Source organism: Capnocytophaga sputigena (genome assembly GCF_900446695.1).
GTDB lineage: Bacteria > Bacteroidota > Bacteroidia > Flavobacteriales > Flavobacteriaceae > Capnocytophaga > Capnocytophaga sputigena.
Window position 1 is genome coordinate 452,331 of the sequence record NZ_UAVP01000003.1, and the last position, 22,076, is coordinate 474,406.

The window sequence follows — 22,076 nt, forward strand, 5'->3', positions numbered from 1 at the left end:
ATTATAAAGAGGCTTTGATAGCGATACCTAAACTGCGGAGAGAAGGCATTCTAAAAAAGTCGGCACCAGTGCCATAGCTTTTAGTATTGGCAGTTGATTCGGGGTCGAAAGGCGCTTTGAGGTACAACATAGCTAAGTTATAACCAGTAACCGACATACTGAGTGATTTGAGCCATTTCATACTATTCATTTCGGCTAAAGGCAAACGATAAGTAAGTGATAACTCTTGTATGCGCACATTAGTAGCGTCATAGCTATAGTAAGCAGGCAAACTTACCCCACCATTGGCAATGGTTTCGTAGTATTTGCGAGCGTCGTACAACACACCATCAATCATTACGCCTCCACGGTCACGCGCATCGGCGGTAGCTTTAGAAACACCGTATTGGTCGAGCCACGCTTGGGTACGCGATTGCACAATACCACCAAAACGACCATATATCATTACATCGAGCGATAGATTTTTATAGAAAGTGAAGCTGTTGCGCCATCCCATAGTGAAATCGGGGGCGGTATTACCGATAAGGTATTCGCGAGTGTTATCAATTTCGTAAGTACCTTTGCCAGAATCTACTAATTTGCCATCGGCACCGCGTTTAAGGAGTTTATCGGTAATCACATCGGTCATAGAACCCCCTTCGCGAATGCTGCCCACTTTGGTAATATCAAAATAAGTACCATTGATAGGGTTGCGGTAATGATGAGCTAATTCCTTTACGAGGTTGATGTTGCGTGTATAGGTTACATTGCTGCTCCAAGCAAAGTTGCCAAAAGTTTTGTTGAAACCTAATCCCGCTTCAATCCCTTTGTTTTCTATATTACCTGCTTGTAACCACAAACGTTTGTAAGTACTGGATTCAGGTAAATCATAAGAAAGCAATTGGTTGTAAGTATTCGATTTATAAACTGTAACATCAAGGTTTAAAGCGTTTTTAAACAATTTGGCATTCAAGCCCGCTTCGTAAGATTTAGTGCGTTCAGCGGTAAAATCGGGGAAAGGATAATCGGGGTCAGAACTGATACCAGTACCACTAAAACCAAAGGTACGTGTATCAGGAGTAAAGCCTTCACGAGAGATAGGTGAGCCTACCTCGGTATATGAAGCACGCACTTTGAGATAAGGTAACCATTCGGGCATTTTCACAAATTCGGAAACAACCCCTGAAAGCCCTACCGATGGATAGAAAATCGCTTCATCGTTCGTATTTACAAGTTGAGACGCCCAGTCGGTACGCCCTGTAAGGGTAAGGAACAATCGGCTTTTCCAGCCCAATTCGGCACTACCAAATACAGCTATATTGCGGGTATGGCTATGTGTTTGCACTTTACCTCCACGAGGGTCGAGGTTGCTCACAGCAAAGAAATTGGAGACATTGTGCAAATTACCTCTAAAACCAGCTTCTTTATGCAAGTTGTCGTCGTAAGAAGCCCCGAGGTTGGCAGAGATATTAAACATTTTGCGTTCATTACCATCGGCATCTTGATATTTACCAAAATCTTTGTTGATATTAGCCATTATATCGGCATAGGTTTGATTGATTGTTTTGAGCGTATAACGCCATTCGCCATAGTAACCTACCCCTGTACTTTGATCGGATGTAGCATACGCACGCATTTCGCCCTCTCCTTGAGTGTTATCAATACGCACACGACCACTGATATTGAGCCAGCTAAGAGCATCATAAGTAAGAGAAGCAGAGTACATATTGCGTTTTCTCTTTTCTAAGAACTGCTGGCGATAGATATTCCAATAAGGATTTTCTTTTATGACCCCATTGGCAACATTACCTACATAAGGATAGTATTGTTCGTTGATTTTGCGTGAAGGATTCCAGCGTTCCCAAGCTTTGAGTTCTTCAAAATTATCACCGCGAGGGAAGAGGTACAAAGAAGTGAGCGGGTTGAATACCCCTCCTTGAGAGTACATATTTTGGTTACCTTGCAAGATATAACTCGCTGAAAAATCTAAATGCAATTTATTGTTTAGGAAATGAGTAGTATTACGCCCCATAAAGTTGTGACGGTAGTAACCATTGGTAGGGATAATCCCTTTAGAATCGGTAGAAGCAAAAGATACATAGGTTTGGTTTTGGGCAGAACCTATAGAAAAATCTACTGCGTTGTTGTGTACTACCCCTGTATGGAAGAATTTGAGAGGGTCGTAAGTAGAAGGAGTTGCGAGTTTAGCGCCCCAGCTGGTTTCACCACTGCTGCCATAAGTGTTTTGAAATTCGGGGGTAATAAAAGGAGTGAGCACTTCCATTTTAGAGTTGAAGTTTACGGAAACTTTACCTTCTTTACCTTTTTTAGTGTTGATAATCACCACCCCATTGGCAGCTGCTGCACCATATAAGGCAGCTGCTGAAGGTCCTGTTAAGATATTGATACTCTCGATATCTTCGGGGTTGAAGTCTGAGATACTTTCACCACCCCCAGGAGTACCGAAATCGCCACCATCGGAAGCAGAAGAAGCATTGTTGAGCGGAATACCATCTACCACATAAAGGGCATTGTTATTACCTGTGATAGATTTAGCACCACGCATAATCACCTTGGTAGCCCCTCCGACCCCAGAGGCACTGCGTTGAATGTTCACCCCAGCAACTTTACCATTGAGGTTGTTCACGAAGTTTGCGTCCTTCACTTTGGTAAGCTCTTCAGCTTTCACTTGTTGCACGTTGTAGCTCAAGGCTTTTTGTTCGCGCTTGATACCCAAAGCCGTTACTACAACTTCGGTGAGCTGTTGCGTTTCATCTCTTAACAGTACATTGATAACAAGGTTGTTACCGTTGCCTACTACTTTTTTAGTTTGGGTAACATAACCTATAGAACTAAATTCAATTGTTTCGTTAGCTTTAGCGCGAAGCGTATACTTCCCGTCAAAATCTGTTGAAACACCACGCGTAGTACCTTTAATAACTACGTTCACCCCTGGTAAAGGAGTTTTACTTTCATCAGTAACGACACCCGTTACAGTTTTCTCCTGTGCCCATAGCAAACTGCCACAACACACAAAGATAAATAACATTAATATTTTTACCTTCATATATAATATTATTAAAATTATTATTACGAGGCAAAGTTAAGAATATTTTAACAATTAGCAAGGATTTTAACTTATTTTTTTGTTACGATTTAAACACTTTATCTTCTGTTTTAGAATATACAGCTGAAAATCAGCATAAAAACACAACTATTTAGAAAGATAATTTTTTCGCAATCTTCAGCAATATAAAATAAAATATTTTTTCAATAACCGCAATGGTTAATAAATTATTTATAAGAAAAGAATTATATAACTAAATATGAGAACAAAATTAAATCTTGTATAAAATTTGTTTATTTGTTATTTTCTCTGTACTTTTGTCGTATTATTTTCAAACACTATGAATATTCCTGACTTTCAGAAAATAATGTATCCTTTATTAGAAGTACTTAAGGATGATCGCGTGTATTCTACTGAACAAATTGTAGAGATACTACGGGTACACTTTATGCTTTCTATAGACAATATGAAAGTGAGAGTTCCTAATGGCAAACAATCACTATTTCGCAATCGCATAGATTGGGCTCTGAACAACCTCTTACAAGCGGGACTTATTGTGAGTTTGCTCAAAGGTTATTACCAAATTACTGAAGAAGGAAAAAATGTACTCTATCAAGAAATGGGGTCAGTGATGGATACGGCTTTTTTGCGCAAGTTCGAGCAGTTCAAGGCTTGGAAAACAATGTTTGAAGAAGATACCAATAGTTCAAAGCCTATAGAGACTGAAATGGAAAAGGAAACCCCTGAAGTAATTATAGGAAAGGCAATAGTAATGCTCTATCAATCACTAAAATTTGAGCTTTTGCAATCTATCAAAAACAAACCTATTTCGTTTTTTGAATACTTCATTGTGGAACTTTTGAGAAAAATAGGTTATAAGGGAATTGATTCTAGCAACTTTGAGGTGATTGGCAAGCAAGAAAAAGAAGGAATAGAAGGCATACTATACCAAGATGAGTTGTGTATAGAAAAGGTTTATATACAAGCTAAGAAATGGGAAATGGAGGTAACTTCTAAAGATGTGCGCAACTTTATAGGTGCTTTAAATCTAAAAGACACTAATAAAGGCGTGTTTATCACTACTTCTACTTTTTCAGCTGAAGCTAAAGCTGTTGCCAAACAAAACCCTTTGCACAAAATCATCTTAATAGACTCTGACCAATTGATGCAATTGGCAATTCGCCACAATGTAGGTATACAAACCAAACAAATCGTAGAAATCAAAGGAATTGATGAGAATTTTTAAATCCTAACTCTGCTAATCTTCTGTTTTATTCTTCTTCGTTTGCCACACGATGCCCCCTACAAGCCATAACATTAATAATATAGCACCTACTAAACTGAGGTTGCTACCTGTTTTTACTATTTGAGGTTCAAATACAAAGCGTATTTCGTGTTTACCTGCAGGTACTGAAAGTGCTCTCAAAGTGTAATCTACACGATAAATAGGTGCTTCTTTGCCATCGATAGTAGCTTTCCAGCCGTGAGGGTAATACATTTCGGAGAAAACTGCCAAACCATTGTGAGGATTGTTACTTTCGTATATCAGTTCGTCAGGACGTACATTCTTTAGTGTAATCACTGCAGTTGTATCGACGGTGTATTGTGTAGGGAGGGTTGTTTTCAAATCATTGGCTGTTGCCAAGGCTTCTTCAGCAGGTTTAAATTTCTCTAAAGCCTGCATTACCTCATTATCGTTATTTTTTAAACTGAGTTGTTTTACAAACCACGCACTGCCCAAGGCATCATCATTATGTATGGGTTGCATTTGTCCTTCTTGGTTACGCAAAATTATATACTTCACGTTCAGCATATTGAGGACTTCCATATTACCTTTGGCGATTTGGTAATCAAAAAGTTCCTGCAAGCGTTTGGGTTTGGCAGCGTGATAGCCTCCAATAGAATGGTGGAAATACGAAGTACGCGCGCCATTGATACCCACTTGAGGTTCATAAACTCGATAATAACTCTTATCTTGAAGAATTGCTCTATCGGCAGGAGTTTCCTCGAAAGGATTTTCTATCTGGTATTTATCTACAAAACTATCTTTATTCACATAGCGTTTGGCGACCCCTCCCAAATCAAAGAAAAGCAAGACTAAAAGCGCAATTTGCATTCCCCTAAGTGGGATTTTTTTGTATTGATAGAGAAACAAAGCTAAAGCGGTGAGGAGAAAAAGCACGGTACTTCTCAACACATCGGCGGTATAGATGCTCTTGCGGTCTTCCACTATAGCTTGAAGTATTTGTTGGTTTGCATAGTAACTATCATTAGCACCTTGAAAATCTAAGAATCCTTTGGCTAACAAGAGTACTCCCATTAATCCTAAGCAGATATAAAGGGTATGGAGCAAGTATTTTTTGCGTTGTTCTTCTTCTGTTTTAAGAAATTGCTGCAGTCCGACGATTGCCAATACTGGCACACAGAGTTCCAAGAGCACTTGTATAGAAGATACCGCTCTGAACTTGTTGTAGAGTGGAAAATAGTCAATCATAAAATCGGTAAGAATACCGAAATTTTTACCCCACGAGAGTACAAGCGCCATTAGCGAGCCTGCCAAGAGCCACCATTTGAGTCGGTTTTTCACCACAAAGAGAGCCAGTACAAAGAGGAAGAACACTACTGCGCCTATATAGGCAGGAGCAGCAACCAAAGGTTGGTCACCCCAATAGGTAGGCAAATGCTGAGTTTGCGGTAAGGCTTGTTCAGGTGGTGCTCCCAATTGCAACAAAACTTCGTAAGTATGAGAATCTTTACCTAAATCTTCACTGTTAGAGCCTCCTAACAAGCGAGGCACAATGAGATTCAGCGATTCGGTGATACCATAACTATATTCGGTGATATAGTCGTGAGAGAGTCCGCTACTTTGTTTTTTAGGAGTTCCCTCAGGAGTAAAAGTAAGTGTAGATTTACTGCGTGTACTCCAATCGGCATATTCACGGGTAGTGAGTAATAGGGTTGCATTGGCAAGTACACTCACCACTACTGCCCCTACAAGTACAGCAGTTGCTTTTCCAAAATCATTGAGTTGTTTTTCTTTAACAGCTTTATAGAGAAGACCTGCACCTAAGAGCAACACTAAAAGTAGCAGGTAGTACGTCATTTGGAAGTGGTTGGCGGAGAGTTCTAAAGCTAAAGCCACTGCTGTGAGCAAGCCCCCCCAAAGGTATTTCCGTTGGAAAACCAATAAGATACCTGCTAATACTGGTGCAAAATAAGCAATAGCGTGTGCTTTGGAGTTATGTCCTGCTCCTAAGATGATAATCAGGTAAGTAGAAAGCCCAAAAGCAATAGCCCCCAAGAAAGCATTTTTGTAATCTACTTTGAGCACCAAGAGCAAAATATAAAACCCTACGAAGTACAAAAAGAGGTAATCGGCAGGACGTGGCAAGAAGCGTAGTGTTCTATCCAATTGTTTTACAAGGTCGTTAGGGTACTGCGCCCCCAATTGATAGGTAGGCATACCACCAAAGGCACTATTCGTCCAATAGGTTTCTTTGTTTTCTGTTTGGCGGTAGTCGTTGCGTTCTTTCGCCATACCCGTGTACTGAGCGATATCGCTTTGGAATATGCCTTTTCCCTGCAATACGGGGTAGAAAAAAGCGAGCGCAATGACTGCAAATAGCGCAATTATAACAATGTGGGGGGTAATTTTCTTTGCCATTGTGAATTAAATTTCTTCGTAATCGATATATTCGCCTACTTGCTTGGTAGCTTGAGGGTTTTTAGAATGAGGATTATTATTGATAATTGTTTGTTCTCCAGCTTGTCGCTGAGAGCGATTTTGCTGGTAAGCATTTTGTTGGTATTGATTTTGAGCGCGTTCAAATTCCTTTTGCATTCTCTGGCTCATTCGGGTGAGGAAAAAGCGCATTATAGAAGGAGCAAAAGCGCGCAAGAGGATTCTTATCCCCAGGAATATCAATATAATAATCAGGATTGTTCGTATAAATCCTGTGAAAGAAGCTTCTGCCATCATTTCTATTTTTTTAGTTTCATTGGGGCAAAGGTAGAAAGAAATTAGCAAATTAGCAAATTTATAAATCTCAGTATATTTTTGTTCGTTATTCATTGTTAATTATCAATTATTTTCTACCTTTGCCACATCAAAATATAAAACGAAGAAATACAATGAATATCCAACAACTTACCGACCTTACTACGCAGGTGCGTAGAGATATCCTCAGAATGGTTCACAAAGTAAATTCAGGACACCCAGGAGGCTCTTTGGGCTGCGCCGAATTTCTCGTTTGCCTCTACAACGAAGTAATGGACATAAAACTTCCTTTTACAATGGATGGCAAAGACGAGGATTTATTTTTCCTCTCTAACGGACATATATCTCCCGTATTTTACAGCGTATTAGCCCGCCGTGGCTTCTTCCCTATAAGCGAACTGAATACTTTCCGCTTGCTCAACTCACGTTTGCAAGGACACCCTACCCCTCACGAAGGTTTGGAAGGCGTACGCGTAGCTTCGGGCTCCTTAGGACAAGGACTTTCGGTAGCCATTGGGGCAGCTCTTGCTAAAAAACTCAACGGCGACAAGCACCTTGTATATACCCTTCACGGTGATGGCGAACTACAAGAAGGACAAATATGGGAAGCAGCAATGTACGCAGGCGGTAAAGGGGTAGACAACCTCATCGCTACAGTTGATTACAACCACAAACAGATTGACGGTCCTACTGATGCTGTAATGCCTTTAGGTAACCTTCGCGCTAAATGGGAAGCCTTTGGATGGCAGGTAATCGATATTGAAAAAGGCAACGATATTGCTTCTATCTTAAAAGGATTGGCAGATGCCAAAGCCTTAACTGGCAAAGGTAAACCCGTGTGTATCTTACTCCACAGCGAAATGGGGAATGGCGTAGACTTTATGATGGGTACTCACGCTTGGCACGGCAAAGCTCCTAATGACGAGCAATTGGCTAAAGGTTTAGCACAGAACCCTGAAACTTTGGGCGATTACTAATTAGCAAATTAGAGAATTTGCAAATTAGAAAAAACATTAAACTTTGGCAAAGCCCTAGATGGTCTTTGACAAAGTTTTTTATCATTAAAGAAACTATGTACAAAATTGCTACTTGGAACGTTGAACGTCCTAAAAAAGGAACTCAAAAAACAGCTCTTGCCATAGTAAAAATTGAAGAACTCAACGCTGATGTTTTAGTACTCACAGAAAATGCTACTAGTATATCATTAACTGAATTATATCCGTTTTCTGTACATTCCTTATCTTATGAAAGAACTCCTGAAGAACATTGGGTTTCTATCTTCTCTAAATGGCAAATCACTGAACAAATACAAACTTTCGACAACTACCGAACAGCTTGTGCTGTAATAAAATCACCTTTTGGAGATATTACTGTTTTTGGGACAATTATTCCTTACCATCAGGCAGGAGTATCGGGAATTAAATATGGGAATTTAGGGTATAAACAATGGGAATATCACGAAAAAGACTTGCACCAGCAGGCTAAGGATTGGGAACGTATTACTAAAAAAACACAAAATCCTTTATGGGTAATGGGAGATTTTAACCAAAGCCGATATAACCATCAAGGATATGGCACTGAAAAAGTAAGGCAACTACTTTCTGATTATCTCAAGAAGCTAAATTTAACTTGCGTAACAGAAGGAGACCTTTCCCCTTTTCTACACCCTGATCCTATTAAAAACAAGATAAGGAACAACATAGACCATATTTGTATTTCCAATTCTTTTATGTTAAAAATGAAAGCATATCAAGTTGGCGCTTGGGATCATTTCAATGAAGAGGGGAAATATATGTCCGACCACAATGGAGTTTTTATCAGTTTTGAGACTTAAAATTTGTCAGTAAAGATATTTTAATTATTTTTGCATAAGAAAAGAGCAAATCAGCTTATCGCTACGCAAGTAGAGGAAAGTCTGGACACCACAGAGCATCATAGCGGGTAACACCCGTCCGCCGCGAGGCGAGGACAAGTGCAACAGAAAGAATGTATGGGTAATGCCATAGTGAAATCAGGTAAACTCTATGAGGTGCAACGCCGCGTAAACCAGCGTTTGAGGGTTGCTCGCCCGATGTTGGAGGGTAGGCGGTTAGAGCTAATGAGCAATCATTAACCGAGATAAATGATAAGCACTTATCAGCAATGGTAAGTACAGAATCCGGCTTATGATTTGCTCTTTTTTTATGGTCTAAAACAAAAGGGCTGCCCCCACTGTGGGGACAGCCCTTTTTCATTTATCTATAGTTCTTATTTCTTGATATACAACCAACCTACTTTAGATTCTTTGTTGTTATTGTGGTCGTAATATTCAATTACATAATAGTAAGTACCTTGAGGTAGTTTTTCAGGAGCATTTACAGTTACACGTCCGTTAGAAATACCTCTGAACACGCGGGTTACGTTGTCATAGCCTTCAGTTTCAAAGACTTTCACGCCCCAACGGTTATAGATACGCACTACATTGTTAGGATAGCTTTCTATACCACCAATGTGGAAATAGTCGTTTTTGCCATCACCATCTACTGACATACCATTGTATGGTATAATAGTATTGATAACTTCTATCGTAACAGTAGCACTATCACAATTGCCTTGTGGATTACACAATTCATATACAAAAGTATCTGTACCTGTAAAGCCAGTATTAGGGCGATATTCGATAGAACCATCGAGGTTCACTATCACAGTACCATTGGCAGGGTTTGCTACTACATTAGGTGTTGTTGCACCATTTAAAGTATCGTTAGCAAGCACATTCACTACTATTGGTGTATTGAGCGGTGTAGTAGCGCGATCGTCTACTGCTATAGGAGCTATAGTAGGTGTTGGCGTTGCTGCTGGTACTGTTACTTGTACGGTTGCTGTTGCACAAGCTGTTGGCGTTGCTACGGTACAGATTTGATAAGTGATTGTATAAATACCTGCTGGGGTATTGTTTGGTACAATTACATTACCATTGGTTGTATCAATACGTGGTGCTACAGAGCCCATAGGGGTGCTTACTTGACTAATTGTTACATTAGATGTTGTAGCTGATGTAGTTCCGCTAACGGTATCGTTTGTCAATACATTTCCTACTGTTTGTGTTGCTGTTCCTGAATATGTAAACTCATCAGGAGTTGCGTGAACGGTAGGTGTTGGCGTTGCTGCTGGTACTGTTACTTGTACGGTTGCTGTTGCACAAGCTGTTGGCGTTGCTACTGTACAGATTTGATAAGTAATTGTATAAATACCTGCTGGGGTATTGTTTGGTACAATTACATTACCATTGGTTGTATCAATACGTGGTGCTACAGAGCCCATAGGGGTGCTTACTTGACTAATTGTTACATTAGATGTTGTAGCTGATGTAGTTCCGCTAACGGTATCGTTTGTCAATACATTTCCTACTGTTTGTGTTGCTGTTCCTGAATATGTAAACTCATCAGGAGTTGCGTGAACGGTAGGTGTTGGCGTTGCTGCTGGTACTGTTACTTGTACGGTAGCTGTTGCACAAGCTGTTGGCGTTGCTACTGTACAGATTTGATAAGTAATTGTATAAATACCTGCTGGGGTATTGTTTGGTACAATTACATTACCATTGGTTGTATCAATACGAGGTACTACAGAGCCCGTAGGGGTGCTTACTTGACTAATTGTTACATTAGAGGTTGTAGCCGAAGTCGTTCCGCTAACGGTATCGTTTGTCAATACATTTCCTACTGTTTGTGTTGCTGTTCCTGAATATGTAAACTCATCAGGAGTTGCGTGAACGGTAGGTGTTGGCGTTGCTGCTGGTACTGTTACTTGTACGGTTGTTGTTGCACAAGCTGTTGGCGTTGCTACTGTACAGATTTGATAAGTAATTGTATAAATACCTGCTGGGGTATTGTTTGGTACAATTACATTACCATTGGTTGTATCAATACGAGGTACTACAGAACCGGTAGGGGTGCTTACTTGACTAATTGTTACATTAGATGTTGTAGCCGAAGTCGTTCCGCTAACGGTATCGTTTGTCAATACATTTCCTACTGTTTGTGTTGCTGTTCCTGAATATGTAAACTCATCAGGAGTTGCGTGAACGGTAGGTGTTGGCGTTGCTGCTGGTACTGTTACTTGTACGGTAGCTGTTGCACAAGCTGTTGGCGTTGCTACTGTACAGATTTGATAAGTAATTGTATAAATACCTGCTGGGGTATTGTTTGGTACAATTACATTACCATTGGTTGTATCAATACGAGGTACTACAGAACCGGTAGGGGTGCTTACTTGACTAATTGTTACATTAGATGTTGTAGCCGAAGTCGTTCCGCTAACGGTATCGTTTGTCAATACATTTCCTACTGTTTGTGTTGCTGTTCCTGAATATGTAAACTCATCAGGAGTTGCGTGAACGGTAGGTGTTGGCATTACAATTGGTGATGTTACATTTACTGTTACAGTAGCTGTATCACAGTTGGTTGTAGGAGTTCCTGTTTGGTCTTTTTCACAAATGCGATAAGTAATTGTGTAAGTACCCGTTGGAGTTCCTGTAGGTATCACTACATTACCCGTTGCAGGGGTAAGGTAAGGAACTACAGTTCCTACTGCAGGAGTTACTACTGCAATCGCTACATTAGCAGTTGTTGCTTGGTTACCATTGAGGGTATCAGAACCTGATGGTGGGTTGTTCAACACATTACCTACTGTAATGTTTGTTGTACTTACTACTCCTGAGAAAACATCATCATTAGCAATGATTTCAGGTTGTTTTACTATAGTAAGGGTTGCTGTATCACAAACTACAGGGGTAGTGAGTGTACAAATTCGGTATTCTACATTATTATAAGTACCTGCAGGAGTAGAAGCAGGAACATTAAGTGTTCCATCACTATTTACTGTCAATTCTGAGATACCACCATTATAAGTAATGGTAAGACTTACATTGGCTGTAGTTACTGAAGTTACTCCAGTAGGTGCACCATAAATATCATTATTTAATATGGTAATATTACCACCTGTTTTAGGCAATACTTTGGTGCCATCATTCACTGCATCAAGTGTAATTACTTTTACAGTAGCTGTAGCCGTACTACAATTTGTAGGATTTGCTTTCTCACAAATAGTATAGCTAACAGTATAAGTGCCTGCTGCTGTATTAGGTGCTACAGTAAGAGTACCATCGTTATTCGTCGTGATGCCTGATGGAGCTGTTCCCCAAGTAAGGTTTACATCAGAAGGATTGATAGGTGTTGTACCTTTCAAATCGTTATCGAATACTGATTTAGTAGTGGTACCCCCTGCAAGACCGCCCAAAGTACCTAAATCGTCGTCCTTCGCTTCGAGTTTAGGCGCTACTATCACGGTAACTGTAGCAGTAGCACAATCTACTGAACTACCTTTGGCACATATTTTATAGGTAATTTGATACTGACCTATAGGAGTGTTGGCAGGTACTTCTACATCACCATTTGATTTTACTACAGGCACAGTACCCGCACCTGCTGATGAGATGTTACTGATATCTACAGTGGCTGTAGTAGCTGTTACGCCTCCTACTTTATCATTGTTTAGTATATTACCTGTAACGGTAGCGGTAGTAATAGGAGCAAATACTTTGTAAAGATCGTCTTTAGCAACTACATTACATACAGTAACGCTCACAGTTACATCTGCTTTTTCAGTTTCGCAACCTGAAGGCTGTACCAAACTCACTTTATATATTCCTGATTGTAAAGTAGTAGTATCGGATAAAACGGTTCCTCCACTATATACTTTTACCGAACTGGTAGCCATTGAATTGACTCTCAATTTCAAATCCAACACAGTAGCAGGAGCACAGAACTGTTGTGGTGCAACTGTAGGTGCATTAGGCGCTGGTGTTACAACTACTGTTACAGTTTGAGTTGCTTCACAAGCATTGGTTCTTTTCACTTTCAGCAAATAAGTAATTGTTTGTATTGCTGTGGTGTTTGTTCCTGTATATTCAAATATAGGATTTTTGATATTTGTTGCCGATAAGTGAGCCAAAGCCCCTGTGGTAACAGCTTCCCAAGTGTAGCTTTCGTATTCTGGGGCTTGTGAATTGTAAGTAATTTCAGTTTTACCTATTTCGCAAGCAGTTACTGTAGCTACCAATCCAGCAATGGTAGTAGGAGCATTTGCTTTTACAGCTTTATCATTACATAAACAAGGGTTGAATGTATTTCGGATAGATAAATACAAACGACATAGCTGACTTTGGTCAAGCAATAGCGTTTCAGTTTGTGTAGTTGTTGCACCTGGTGCTAAGCTCAAGCCACTAATTATAAAATCTTGTACTTTGGTATCAGTACCTTCTTCTATAATTCCATTGTTATTAGCATCACTATACAAGCTCACTTTCAAGTCGCCTGAATAAGTCATTGTAGCGGTTGAAGCATTTTCAACGGTATATTGAATAGTAACTTTTTCTTTATTGTTTTGAACAACAGAAGAAAGTTTTACATTTTTAATAGTTAAATCAGCTCTATCTAACGGTATCACCACTTCACCGCGGCGGGTAGTAGTTTCTACCGTGATAGAAGGACAAGGATTTGACGGTCCTAACGGACAAGCAATACCAGCCACCTTATCTGTTGTGTAGTATTGTATTTTTTTAGTCTCTCCACAATCTACAATAGGAGTATTGGCTTTTTGTTTAATTTGAATTGTATACTCAAAGTAATCATTGCCTTTCATTCCAGAAGGAATTTTGATACTGAGTTCAGTTTCATCATTTCCCACTTGTTTTGTAGGTGGTGTAGCAAGAGTAGGTGCTGCAAAATAGGTCGCACTATTATGAGTGTGGCTAAATGAGCCTGTAACATATTCAAATCCTTTAGGAATACGAATTACTACCAATCCGTTATCTCCCGTTTGGAAATTATGACTTGGTGATAAATCAACAATTTCGTGTTTACCTTTGAATACAGCATAAGATGAGGAGCAAGCATTGGCATTGCCTCCTTGAGCTACGATAGAGTTGTTCACCTTATACTTATTAGTATCTACACCTGCAATACCTGCGATAATCACTTTGGTTCTATCACCTTCGGCAGGGTCGCCACATAAGTTATTACCTTCTACATCTATATCAAAAGAAGAACCAGCCGTAAATTCACAATCGGGTTGAACATTAAAACTCAATCGTAAATTACGTTTATCTACATCTGAAGGTTGAGAAATAGACCCAGGTAAGGTACCTTTAGGCAAGATAGCAGTAATATCATAAGTAATTTTATTACCTACTTGAGAAACTCTAATAGCAGGAGTAGACGTTTGGGTATATTTATTTCCACTATTAAGAGGGTATTCTACTTCTACATCTGATATAGTAAGACCTGGTTGTTGTATTACTACTAACTTTGTATCAAAAAGATCACCTTCGTCACCACTATTGATAGTATACTCGTATTTTGTTTTTTGACACATAGAGATAGTACCTATCTTATCAGGGTTGTTTTCTCCTGGATTGCTTGTACTTGGTTTAATCTGTTTTAAACTCTTAGCAATCTTCACATTGTAAGTAATCTTTTGATCGTGGCAAGTTTTGGTGTAACCCTTAGTAGGATTACCATTACAATTCCAACCTGCATAAACATCAAAAGACAAATTATTATTAGTACAATTGGTGATTTGATACTCTAAACGATATCTTTTTTCAGCATTTTTAGCAATGGTTCCATCATTACCTCCCTCATTTAGGAAGTACATTTTCTCACCTGAAATATTTTGAGCTGTAAAGGTTCTTACAGCGCTACCTGAGTTATTAAGTTCTACAAGACTTAACACTTTTACCCCTGTTACATCAGGAATTGAGATCCAACCATAAGGAGCATCAGATACGCTAGTGTTAGTAATTTTAAAATCAACAGTTTGAGTACGCTGATTAGCTGTAACGTTTTGAGGCGTTTGTGTAAGGAGGTTGATAGCGGGTTTATCAGAATACCTGATGGGTTCATAATGAGATTCAGTAGCTATTTTATTACCTCCATTGGCAGCATAATGATAATAGAAATCTTCAAACTCTATATCTGTATATACTAATTGATTATCTACACCTGCCTGAGATTCTGTTACAAATGGTTTTGAATCACAAGTAGCTTGTACAAAGGCTCTCATAGTTGCTTCATAACCATTTTCTACTGAAAGTTCTCCTGGATGTAAGTATCCTGGACTACCTTTAGGAGGGTTTACATACGTATAGGTTTTATAAGTACCATCATCTGTAACTGTAAAGTTACTCAATAACATTTTTACAGCATTGGCTCCTTCTACCCAATTTGTATACTTTCTTCTGTACTCATATTCTACATCTTTTACTATATTATAAGCAGAAGGTATTCTAAACTTCACGGTTTTTATAAGACGCGCAGGACGAAACTCGTTCATAAAATAATTACCTGAAGTATTAAAACGTCGTGCCAAATAAGCTATATTACTTCCTATAGGAGTTATATTACAAGATTTTATAGTATAAGCATTGGTTCCTATAAGAGTATAAGTTTCTGCTATATAAAAAACAGGTGTTTGTTTAGCTCCACAGTGCAATTCATTAGTATGATATCCTTTGTTATTAACATTAGTATCATTGGCATTAGCAAGCATATAGAAGAAAGATTCTCCTGCTGATTGGATATCTTTCACCCTATCCCTACTATTGGCTGTATTACTATTATTTACTTGATAGGTAGCTATTACCGTAATTTTTTCATTAGCAGCGATTGTTCCTGAAGGCAAAGCAGAAGAAAGATTCCAACGGAAATAATTTCCTTGGCTATCAGAAACTGTTGTCAATACTCCTGGATCTGTAGCTTGAAGTGTTACTGCAGGATTTGTACCTATTTTCACTTCAATTTTTTTAGGTAGAAGCTGAGCTTCTTTAATTACAGCTGCATGATAGTATAGATTGTTACTAGATAAACTTCCTTGTTGTCCTTCCGCAGTTACCTCTATATCATCGAGATATAACGCTCTTTGGCGTTCAGTTTCTGAAACTTGCGAACGTGTTACACGTGTAGTCATCAAGTAATCTGTCCAACCATAAGAATTTTCAGCACGTTCAGTTTTTGTGTTGAGCATTCTTGGTCCATTATTACTACAAGCCCCTGGACAAATAGCATTGATCTGTTTTTTATTACATAGTAATGGTATTTCACAATAAGAACCATCACCATTTTTATCTAAATGAGAAATCTTATATTCTACTTCTACATTCCCTGAAACACAAGGGGTTGTTAAAAGCAAATCAAAAGTGACATATCCTTTTTCTGTATTTGTAGTTGTATAAGAGAAAGTTCCTCCTGCTGTTACATTAGGCAAGTTTATAGGAGGAGTTGTAGCAGATCCATAATCGCTTCCTTTATAAAATTTCACATTCTGCATGCTTACTCCTGCAGGAAGCTTTATTTCATATCTAAAGCGCTTATCATTATTTGTATATGGTTGACCTTTTAGTCTTTCTAATGTTATATAACTATGATTTCCAAAGATGATATATCCAAATCTTGGAGTATTTTGAGGAAGTTCTACAGGAAATTTAGCCGAATCTACTACTGACAATATCAAACGTCTGAAAGTGTAATTAGTAAGCACATGTACATCTGATTTTTTATCAGCACCACAAGCATCCTTATATTGAATATTACTATGAGGAGAGACACTAAAAGCTCTATCGTCTTGTTGCAAACACTTTACACCTTGATTTTTAACCATATCAAAGCGTATTTTGAGTTTAGCATCTTTAGGTAGGTCATCTCTAAAACCATCACCATCTATATCTTTAAGTCCTATATCTTTAGTTCCTAAAGTAGTATTAGACAAAGCTGCCAAATCTTTTAAAGGTACTTGTCTTTCGTCTATTTCGTTACCATTAGGGGTCATTGAAGTGATAGGGATTTCAGTCCCATCAGTAGCTACAATACGGAAATTAGCAGGTTTATGATTTCTAAATTTCTTACCTGCAAGATAAGGGGTAATATTTACTTGTATATCATAAGCTGTTGCATTTCCTGAACCATTATTGATATATTGAACTGTAAATGTACCTAATTTATCACCGCAAAGTCCATCACCCCATTCAAAATAGGTATGATTACTATCCTCATCCAATACAATTTTAGGAGTACCTGTAATTACATTGATTGCTCTAGCGGCATCACGAGCTTGGTAGAGTATTGCAGGACTCTCTCCCCAATAGGCTTCGTATACTATCTGGCGGTTAGATTGGCAACCTGTAACTGTATATTTTTCAGTAATGGTTATTTCGTCATTTAGTTTAAACCCTGTTGCAGATGTACTACTTACTTTATATAAAGTAGCTCCTGCATTTTTACCTATACCTGTAACAGTACCTACTGAAGTAACAGGTGCACCATTATAAGTAAGCTCATTGCCCGTAACACCAGCAGGATATTTTATCGAAAAATAAATATCTTTTACTGCCCCAGCACCTGTATTTCTGAGGTTAAATGTTTTTACACTCACCCCAGAAGCGTTGTTATGTGTTGGTTCAGAAAGCTGTACCACTATATTAGGAATAGGCAATTCATAGGCATTAGATTCCTTTTGATCAGTAGCTGAACCTGCTGTTACCACTACTTTATCTTTAAAGATAGTACCTGGAGCTAAGAGTCCTCCCAATGCATTTTTAGTTACTTTCCGTTTAATAGTGAAAGTGATAGGTGCATTACCCGAAATGTTGAAGACGGGAGCATTGATAGGAGAAGAAGAGACGTGTGATATAGTAGCTGAACCACTTGATTTTTGAAGTGAATTAGCTACATACTCTATCCCTGTAGGCAAAGTAATTTTCACACTTGCTGATGAAGAAGGTAAAGAGGAAATAGTTACCGTAAGGGTACCTGCCTCAAAATCCCTATTGGCAAAGTTCACAGGATCTTCTGCTATCACGTGTGAAAGCATTGTTGTTTGTGCTGTAACTTTTCCTAAAGAACTGAATAGTAAAGTACAGAACAATAACTTAAAAAATACATTTTGCATATTCTTAATCATATAATACTTTTTCATCTATCTTATATATTATTAAAAGGGGGACAAAAGTACTATTAAAATATCTTATCGCCTTTCATTTTTTATTGCTTTTTGTGATTGTAAAATCAACAGAAATTATAGTTAAAAAATCTATTGAGGCAACACACAATTCTCTATATTTATAATTAAGGCGCAAAATTAGATATTTCTTTTTGACCCTACAAAAGTATCTCGCTAATTAACATCGATTTAACAAATGTACAAATACTAAGAATACCTCTATAAAATAAGAACTACCCTAAATAGGGTAGTTCTTATTTTTATTAAATTGTATAATATAAGCTATTTACAACTGATAAGTTGTTTAAGAGCACTCATTTCTTTATATTTCTCACGGGCTTCACCAGCAGGATAACCAAAGTAAGTTTGTCCACCCTCTAAGGATTTAGAAATACCACTTTGGGCTAAAATCACTGCTTTCTCACCAATAGTGATACCGCTAGTCATCCCTACTTGTCCCCAAATAGTTACTTCATTTTCTATGACTACACAACCAGCAATTCCTGTTTGAGAAGCTATAAGGCACTTCTCTCCTACTACTGTATCATGACCTATATGCACTTGATTATCTATCTTTGTTCCTTTCTTGATAGTGGTATCACCTGTTACCCCTCTATCAATAGTACAAAGAGCTCCTAAATCGACATTATCTTCAATTACTACACGTCCGCCAGACTTGAGTTTATCAAAACCTTCAGGGCGTTTTTTGTAGTAGAAAGCATCAGCTCCAAGCACTGTACCGGCGTGAATGGTTACATTATCACCTATCACACAATCATCGTAAATACTCACATTGGAATGGATACGACAGTTGTTACCTATTACTACATTGTTCCCCACAAAAGTACTTGGTTGCACTACTGTATTTTCACCTATACGAGCTGAAGGTGCTATGAGTGCTGTTGCTTTTTGGAAAGGTTTAAAAAAGTCGGTGAGTTTATTGAAATCACGAAAAGGGTCATCTGAGATTAAAAGAGCTTTCCCTTCAGGACATTCTACTTCTTTATTAATCAGTACAATGGTAGCCTTAGAGTGCAAAGCTTTTTCGTAATACTTAGGATGATCTACAAATACTATATCACCAGCTTGTACGACGTGAATTTCATTCATTCCAAGTACTGGAAAATCACTCGCTCCGACGTATTTCGCATTGATAATAGTCGCTATTTGTTCAAGAGTATAAGGTTGTGGAAAACGCATAATTAGTCTTTCATTCTTTCGACGTAAGTACCTTTTTCAGTTTCTACTTTAATGCGGTCACCTTCGTTGATGAAAAGAGGTACATTCACAGTAGCTCCTGTTTCTACAGTAGCAGGCTTGGTAGCATTGGTAGCAGTATTACCTTTAACACCAGGTTCTACGTGTGTAACAGTAAGAATAACATTGGCAGGCATTTCTACAGAAAGAGGAGTCTCGTCTTCGGCATTGAAGATAACCATCACTGTTTCGCCTTCTTTAAGCAACTCAGGATAATCGAGCATATCTTTACGGATGTGTACTTGGTTGAAGTCGTCGTTATTCATAAAAACGAACTCATCACCTTCGGCATATAGATATTGGAAAGAGCGAGTTTCTACGCGCACGTCTTCAATTTTGTGACCAGCAGAGAAAGTGTTATCAAGTATTTTACCTGTAGTAACACTTTTTAGTTTGGTACGTACAAAAGCAGGGCCTTTACCTGGTTTTACGTGTAGAAATTCAATAATTTTGTAGATATCGTGATTGAAGCGAATGCACAATCCTTTTTTAATGTCTGCGGTTGTTGCCATTTATTTTGTTTTAAGTTATTTGTTTTTAATTTTAAGTCCTTATTCTTTTATCAACTCACCGTGATAGCCTTTCATAATACCGTGTTGTGAACGACGGACAAATTGCAAAATTTCATCGCGTTCTACAGTAGCTTCCATCTCGGCTTCTATATAGTCCAAAGCGTGAGAGGTACTGAGTTTCTTCTGGAAAAGTACGCGATAAATATCTTGTATCTCACGTATTTTCTCGGTAGAAAATCCGCGACGATGTAAGCCTATAGAGTTTACCCCTACATAAGAGAGAGGGTTTCGAGCAGCCTTCACATAAGGAGGAACATCTTTGCCTACAAGAGAACCGCCAGTTACAAAGGCATAACTCCCGATAGAACAGAACTGATAGACAGCTGTCATTCCCGCCATCACAGCACAATTACCAACAGTTACGTGCCCTGCAAGAGTAGTCCCGTTAGAGAAAATACAATTATCCCCAACAATGCAATCGTGAGCGATATGAGAGTAAGCCATTATTAGGCAGTTATTACCAACTACCGTTCTCATACGATCTACGGTACCTTTATTAATGGTTACACACTCCCTAATAGTAGTATTATCGCCTATGTGAGTAGTGGTTTCTTCACCTTTATATTTGAGGTCTTGCGGAATAGCTGAAATTACAGCCCCAGGGAAAATTTTACAGTTTTTCCCGATACGCGCACCCTCCATAATGGTTACGTTAGGTCCTATCCAAGTGCCTTCGCCTATTTCTACATTCTTACTAATAGTAGTAAAAGGTTCTATCACTACATTTTTAGCGATTTTGGCATCGGGGTGGACATAAGCCAAAGGTTGAATCATATACTTTTATTTTACTTTAACAATTTGAGCCATTAGCTCAGCTTCGGTAGCTAACTTGCCATTTACATAAGCATAGGCTTGCATGTGGCAGATACCACGGCGAATAGGTGTTAGCAATTCTAATTTGAATATAAGGGTATCCCCTGGCACTACTTGTACCTTAAACTTCACATTGTCTATTTTCATAAAGTAAGTGAGGTAATTTTCGGGGTCGGGGACAGTACTGAGTATCAATACGCCTCCCGTTTGTGCCATTGCTTCTATCTGTAGTACTCCAGGCATTACAGGAGCTCCTGGGAAGTGCCCTACGAAGAAAGGTTCATCCATTGTTACATTCTTTAAACCTACCACATGTTTATCAGAAAGTTCAAAGATTTTATCTACCAATAAGAATGGAGAACGGTGAGGTAGCAACTTCATTATATCAACAGTATTGAGCAACGGCGGTTGATTGATATCTATAGAAGGAACGTTGTTGCGTCGTTCATTTTTTATAATCTTAGAAAGTTTTTTAGCAAATTGGGTATTAGTGAAATGCCCCGGCTTAGTAGCGATGACTTTACCACGAATGCGAGTTCCTACTAATGCCAAGTCGCCTATGACATCTAAAAGTTTATGGCGAGCAGCTTCGTTAGGGTAATGCAAAGTAAGATTATCAAGCACTCCATTAGGTTTCACTGAAATATTTTCTTTATTGAAAACCTTTTTGAGTTTTTGCATCGTACTATCAGAAATTTCTTTATCTACATATACAATAGCATTATTTAAATCTCCTCCCTTTATAAGTCCGTGATCAAGCAATGCTTCAAGCTCGTGCAAGAAACTAAAGGTACGAGCATCGGCTATTTCGGTTTTAAATTCGGAAATTTTATTGAGGTAAGCGTTTTGGGTGCCTAATATTTTAGTACCAAAATCTACCATTGTAGTCACTTGGTATTCATCGGCAGGAATGAGGGTAATTTCACTACCTGTTTCTTCATTTACGTAGGTAATTACTTGTTTTACTATATACTCATCACGATCAGCTTCTTGAGCAGTGATACCCACTTTTTCTATAGCTTCTACAAAGTACTTAGAAGAACCATCCATAATAGGAGGTTCTGACGAGTTGAGCTCAATAATGACATTATCCAAATCCATCCCCACAAGAGCAGCTAAAATATGTTCACAGGTTTGGATTTTTACCCCTTTTTTCTCTAAAACAGTACCACGTTCTGTATTTACTACATAAGTAGCATCTGCTTCTACTATGGGGCTACCTTCTAAATCGGTACGTACAAAGGTAAAACCATTGCCCACTGGCGCAGGCTTGAGTACCATTTTCACTTGTTTACCTGTATGTAACCCAATACCTTCTAAGGTAATTTCTTTGGATAAAGTATTTTGCTTTACCATA

11 protein-coding genes and 1 other RNA gene are annotated in these 22,076 nt (G+C 38.6%); 4 read left to right on the forward strand and 8 right to left on the reverse strand.

The features are described from left to right. Position 1: 1 nt before the first annotated feature. Complete coding sequence (locus DR017_RS02390; protein ID WP_040361896.1) at positions 2-3,046, reverse strand: SusC/RagA family TonB-linked outer membrane protein; 3,045 nt, start codon at positions 3,044-3,046, stop codon at positions 2-4. A 340-nt stretch (positions 3,047-3,386) separates the two neighbouring features. On the opposite strand from DR017_RS02390, the gene DR017_RS02395 reads away from it, so the two are divergent. After that, positions 3,387-4,292: a restriction endonuclease gene (locus tag DR017_RS02395; RefSeq protein ID WP_002681900.1), complete on the forward strand. Its 906-nt coding sequence runs from the start codon at positions 3,387-3,389 to the stop codon at positions 4,290-4,292. 12 nt (positions 4,293-4,304) lie between these two features. Here the strand turns inward: DR017_RS02395 and DR017_RS02400 are convergent, their stop codons facing one another. Further along, a complete protein-coding gene (locus tag DR017_RS02400) occupies positions 4,305-6,710 on the reverse strand; it encodes a YfhO family protein (protein WP_002681903.1) in 2,406 nt (801 codons plus the stop codon). A 6-nt stretch (positions 6,711-6,716) separates the two neighbouring features. Continuing rightward, positions 6,717-7,118 carry a DUF4834 family protein gene (locus DR017_RS02405; RefSeq protein ID WP_002681902.1) on the reverse strand — a complete coding sequence of 134 codons (402 nt, stop codon included), beginning with the start codon at positions 7,116-7,118 and terminating at the stop codon, positions 6,717-6,719. A 59-nt stretch (positions 7,119-7,177) separates the two neighbouring features. On the opposite strand from DR017_RS02405, the gene DR017_RS02410 reads away from it, so the two are divergent. From DR017_RS02410 to rnpB, 3 genes are all read left to right on the forward strand, one after another. Next, complete coding sequence (locus DR017_RS02410; protein ID WP_002681907.1) at positions 7,178-8,020, forward strand: transketolase; 843 nt, start codon at positions 7,178-7,180, stop codon at positions 8,018-8,020. Between the two features lie 95 nt (positions 8,021-8,115). Beyond that, entirely contained in the window at positions 8,116-8,877 is a 762-nt protein-coding gene (locus tag DR017_RS02415; RefSeq protein WP_002681905.1) for an endonuclease/exonuclease/phosphatase family protein, read from the forward strand. Between the two features lie 42 nt (positions 8,878-8,919). Further along, an RNA gene (rnpB, locus tag DR017_RS02420) (RNase P RNA component class A) lies at positions 8,920-9,224 on the forward strand. Between the two features lie 66 nt (positions 9,225-9,290). Here rnpB and DR017_RS02425 read toward each other — a convergent pair. The 5 genes from DR017_RS02425 to DR017_RS02445 form a co-directional block, all read right to left on the reverse strand. Beyond that, positions 9,291-18,053 carry a T9SS type B sorting domain-containing protein gene (locus tag DR017_RS02425; protein WP_111944737.1) on the reverse strand — a complete coding sequence of 2,921 codons (8,763 nt, stop codon included), beginning with the start codon at positions 18,051-18,053 and terminating at the stop codon, positions 9,291-9,293. Between the two features lie 306 nt (positions 18,054-18,359). Continuing rightward, positions 18,360-19,277: a UDP-3-O-(3-hydroxymyristoyl)glucosamine N-acyltransferase gene (locus DR017_RS02430; protein WP_002681657.1), complete on the reverse strand. Its 918-nt coding sequence runs from the start codon at positions 19,275-19,277 to the stop codon at positions 18,360-18,362. Between the two features lie 2 nt (positions 19,278-19,279). Further along, entirely contained in the window at positions 19,280-19,846 is a 567-nt protein-coding gene (gene efp / locus DR017_RS02435; RefSeq protein WP_002681677.1) for an elongation factor P, read from the reverse strand. A gap of 39 nt (positions 19,847-19,885) precedes the next feature. Further along, positions 19,886-20,680: an acyl-ACP--UDP-N-acetylglucosamine O-acyltransferase gene (gene lpxA / locus DR017_RS02440; RefSeq protein WP_002681646.1), complete on the reverse strand. Its 795-nt coding sequence runs from the start codon at positions 20,678-20,680 to the stop codon at positions 19,886-19,888. Between the two features lie 6 nt (positions 20,681-20,686). Beyond that, the gene (locus DR017_RS02445) at positions 20,687-22,075 is read right to left on the reverse strand and encodes a bifunctional UDP-3-O-[3-hydroxymyristoyl] N-acetylglucosamine deacetylase/3-hydroxyacyl-ACP dehydratase (protein WP_002681673.1); all 1,389 of its coding nucleotides are present in this window, start codon (positions 22,073-22,075) and stop codon (positions 20,687-20,689) included. Between the last annotated feature and the right edge of the window lies 1 nt (position 22,076).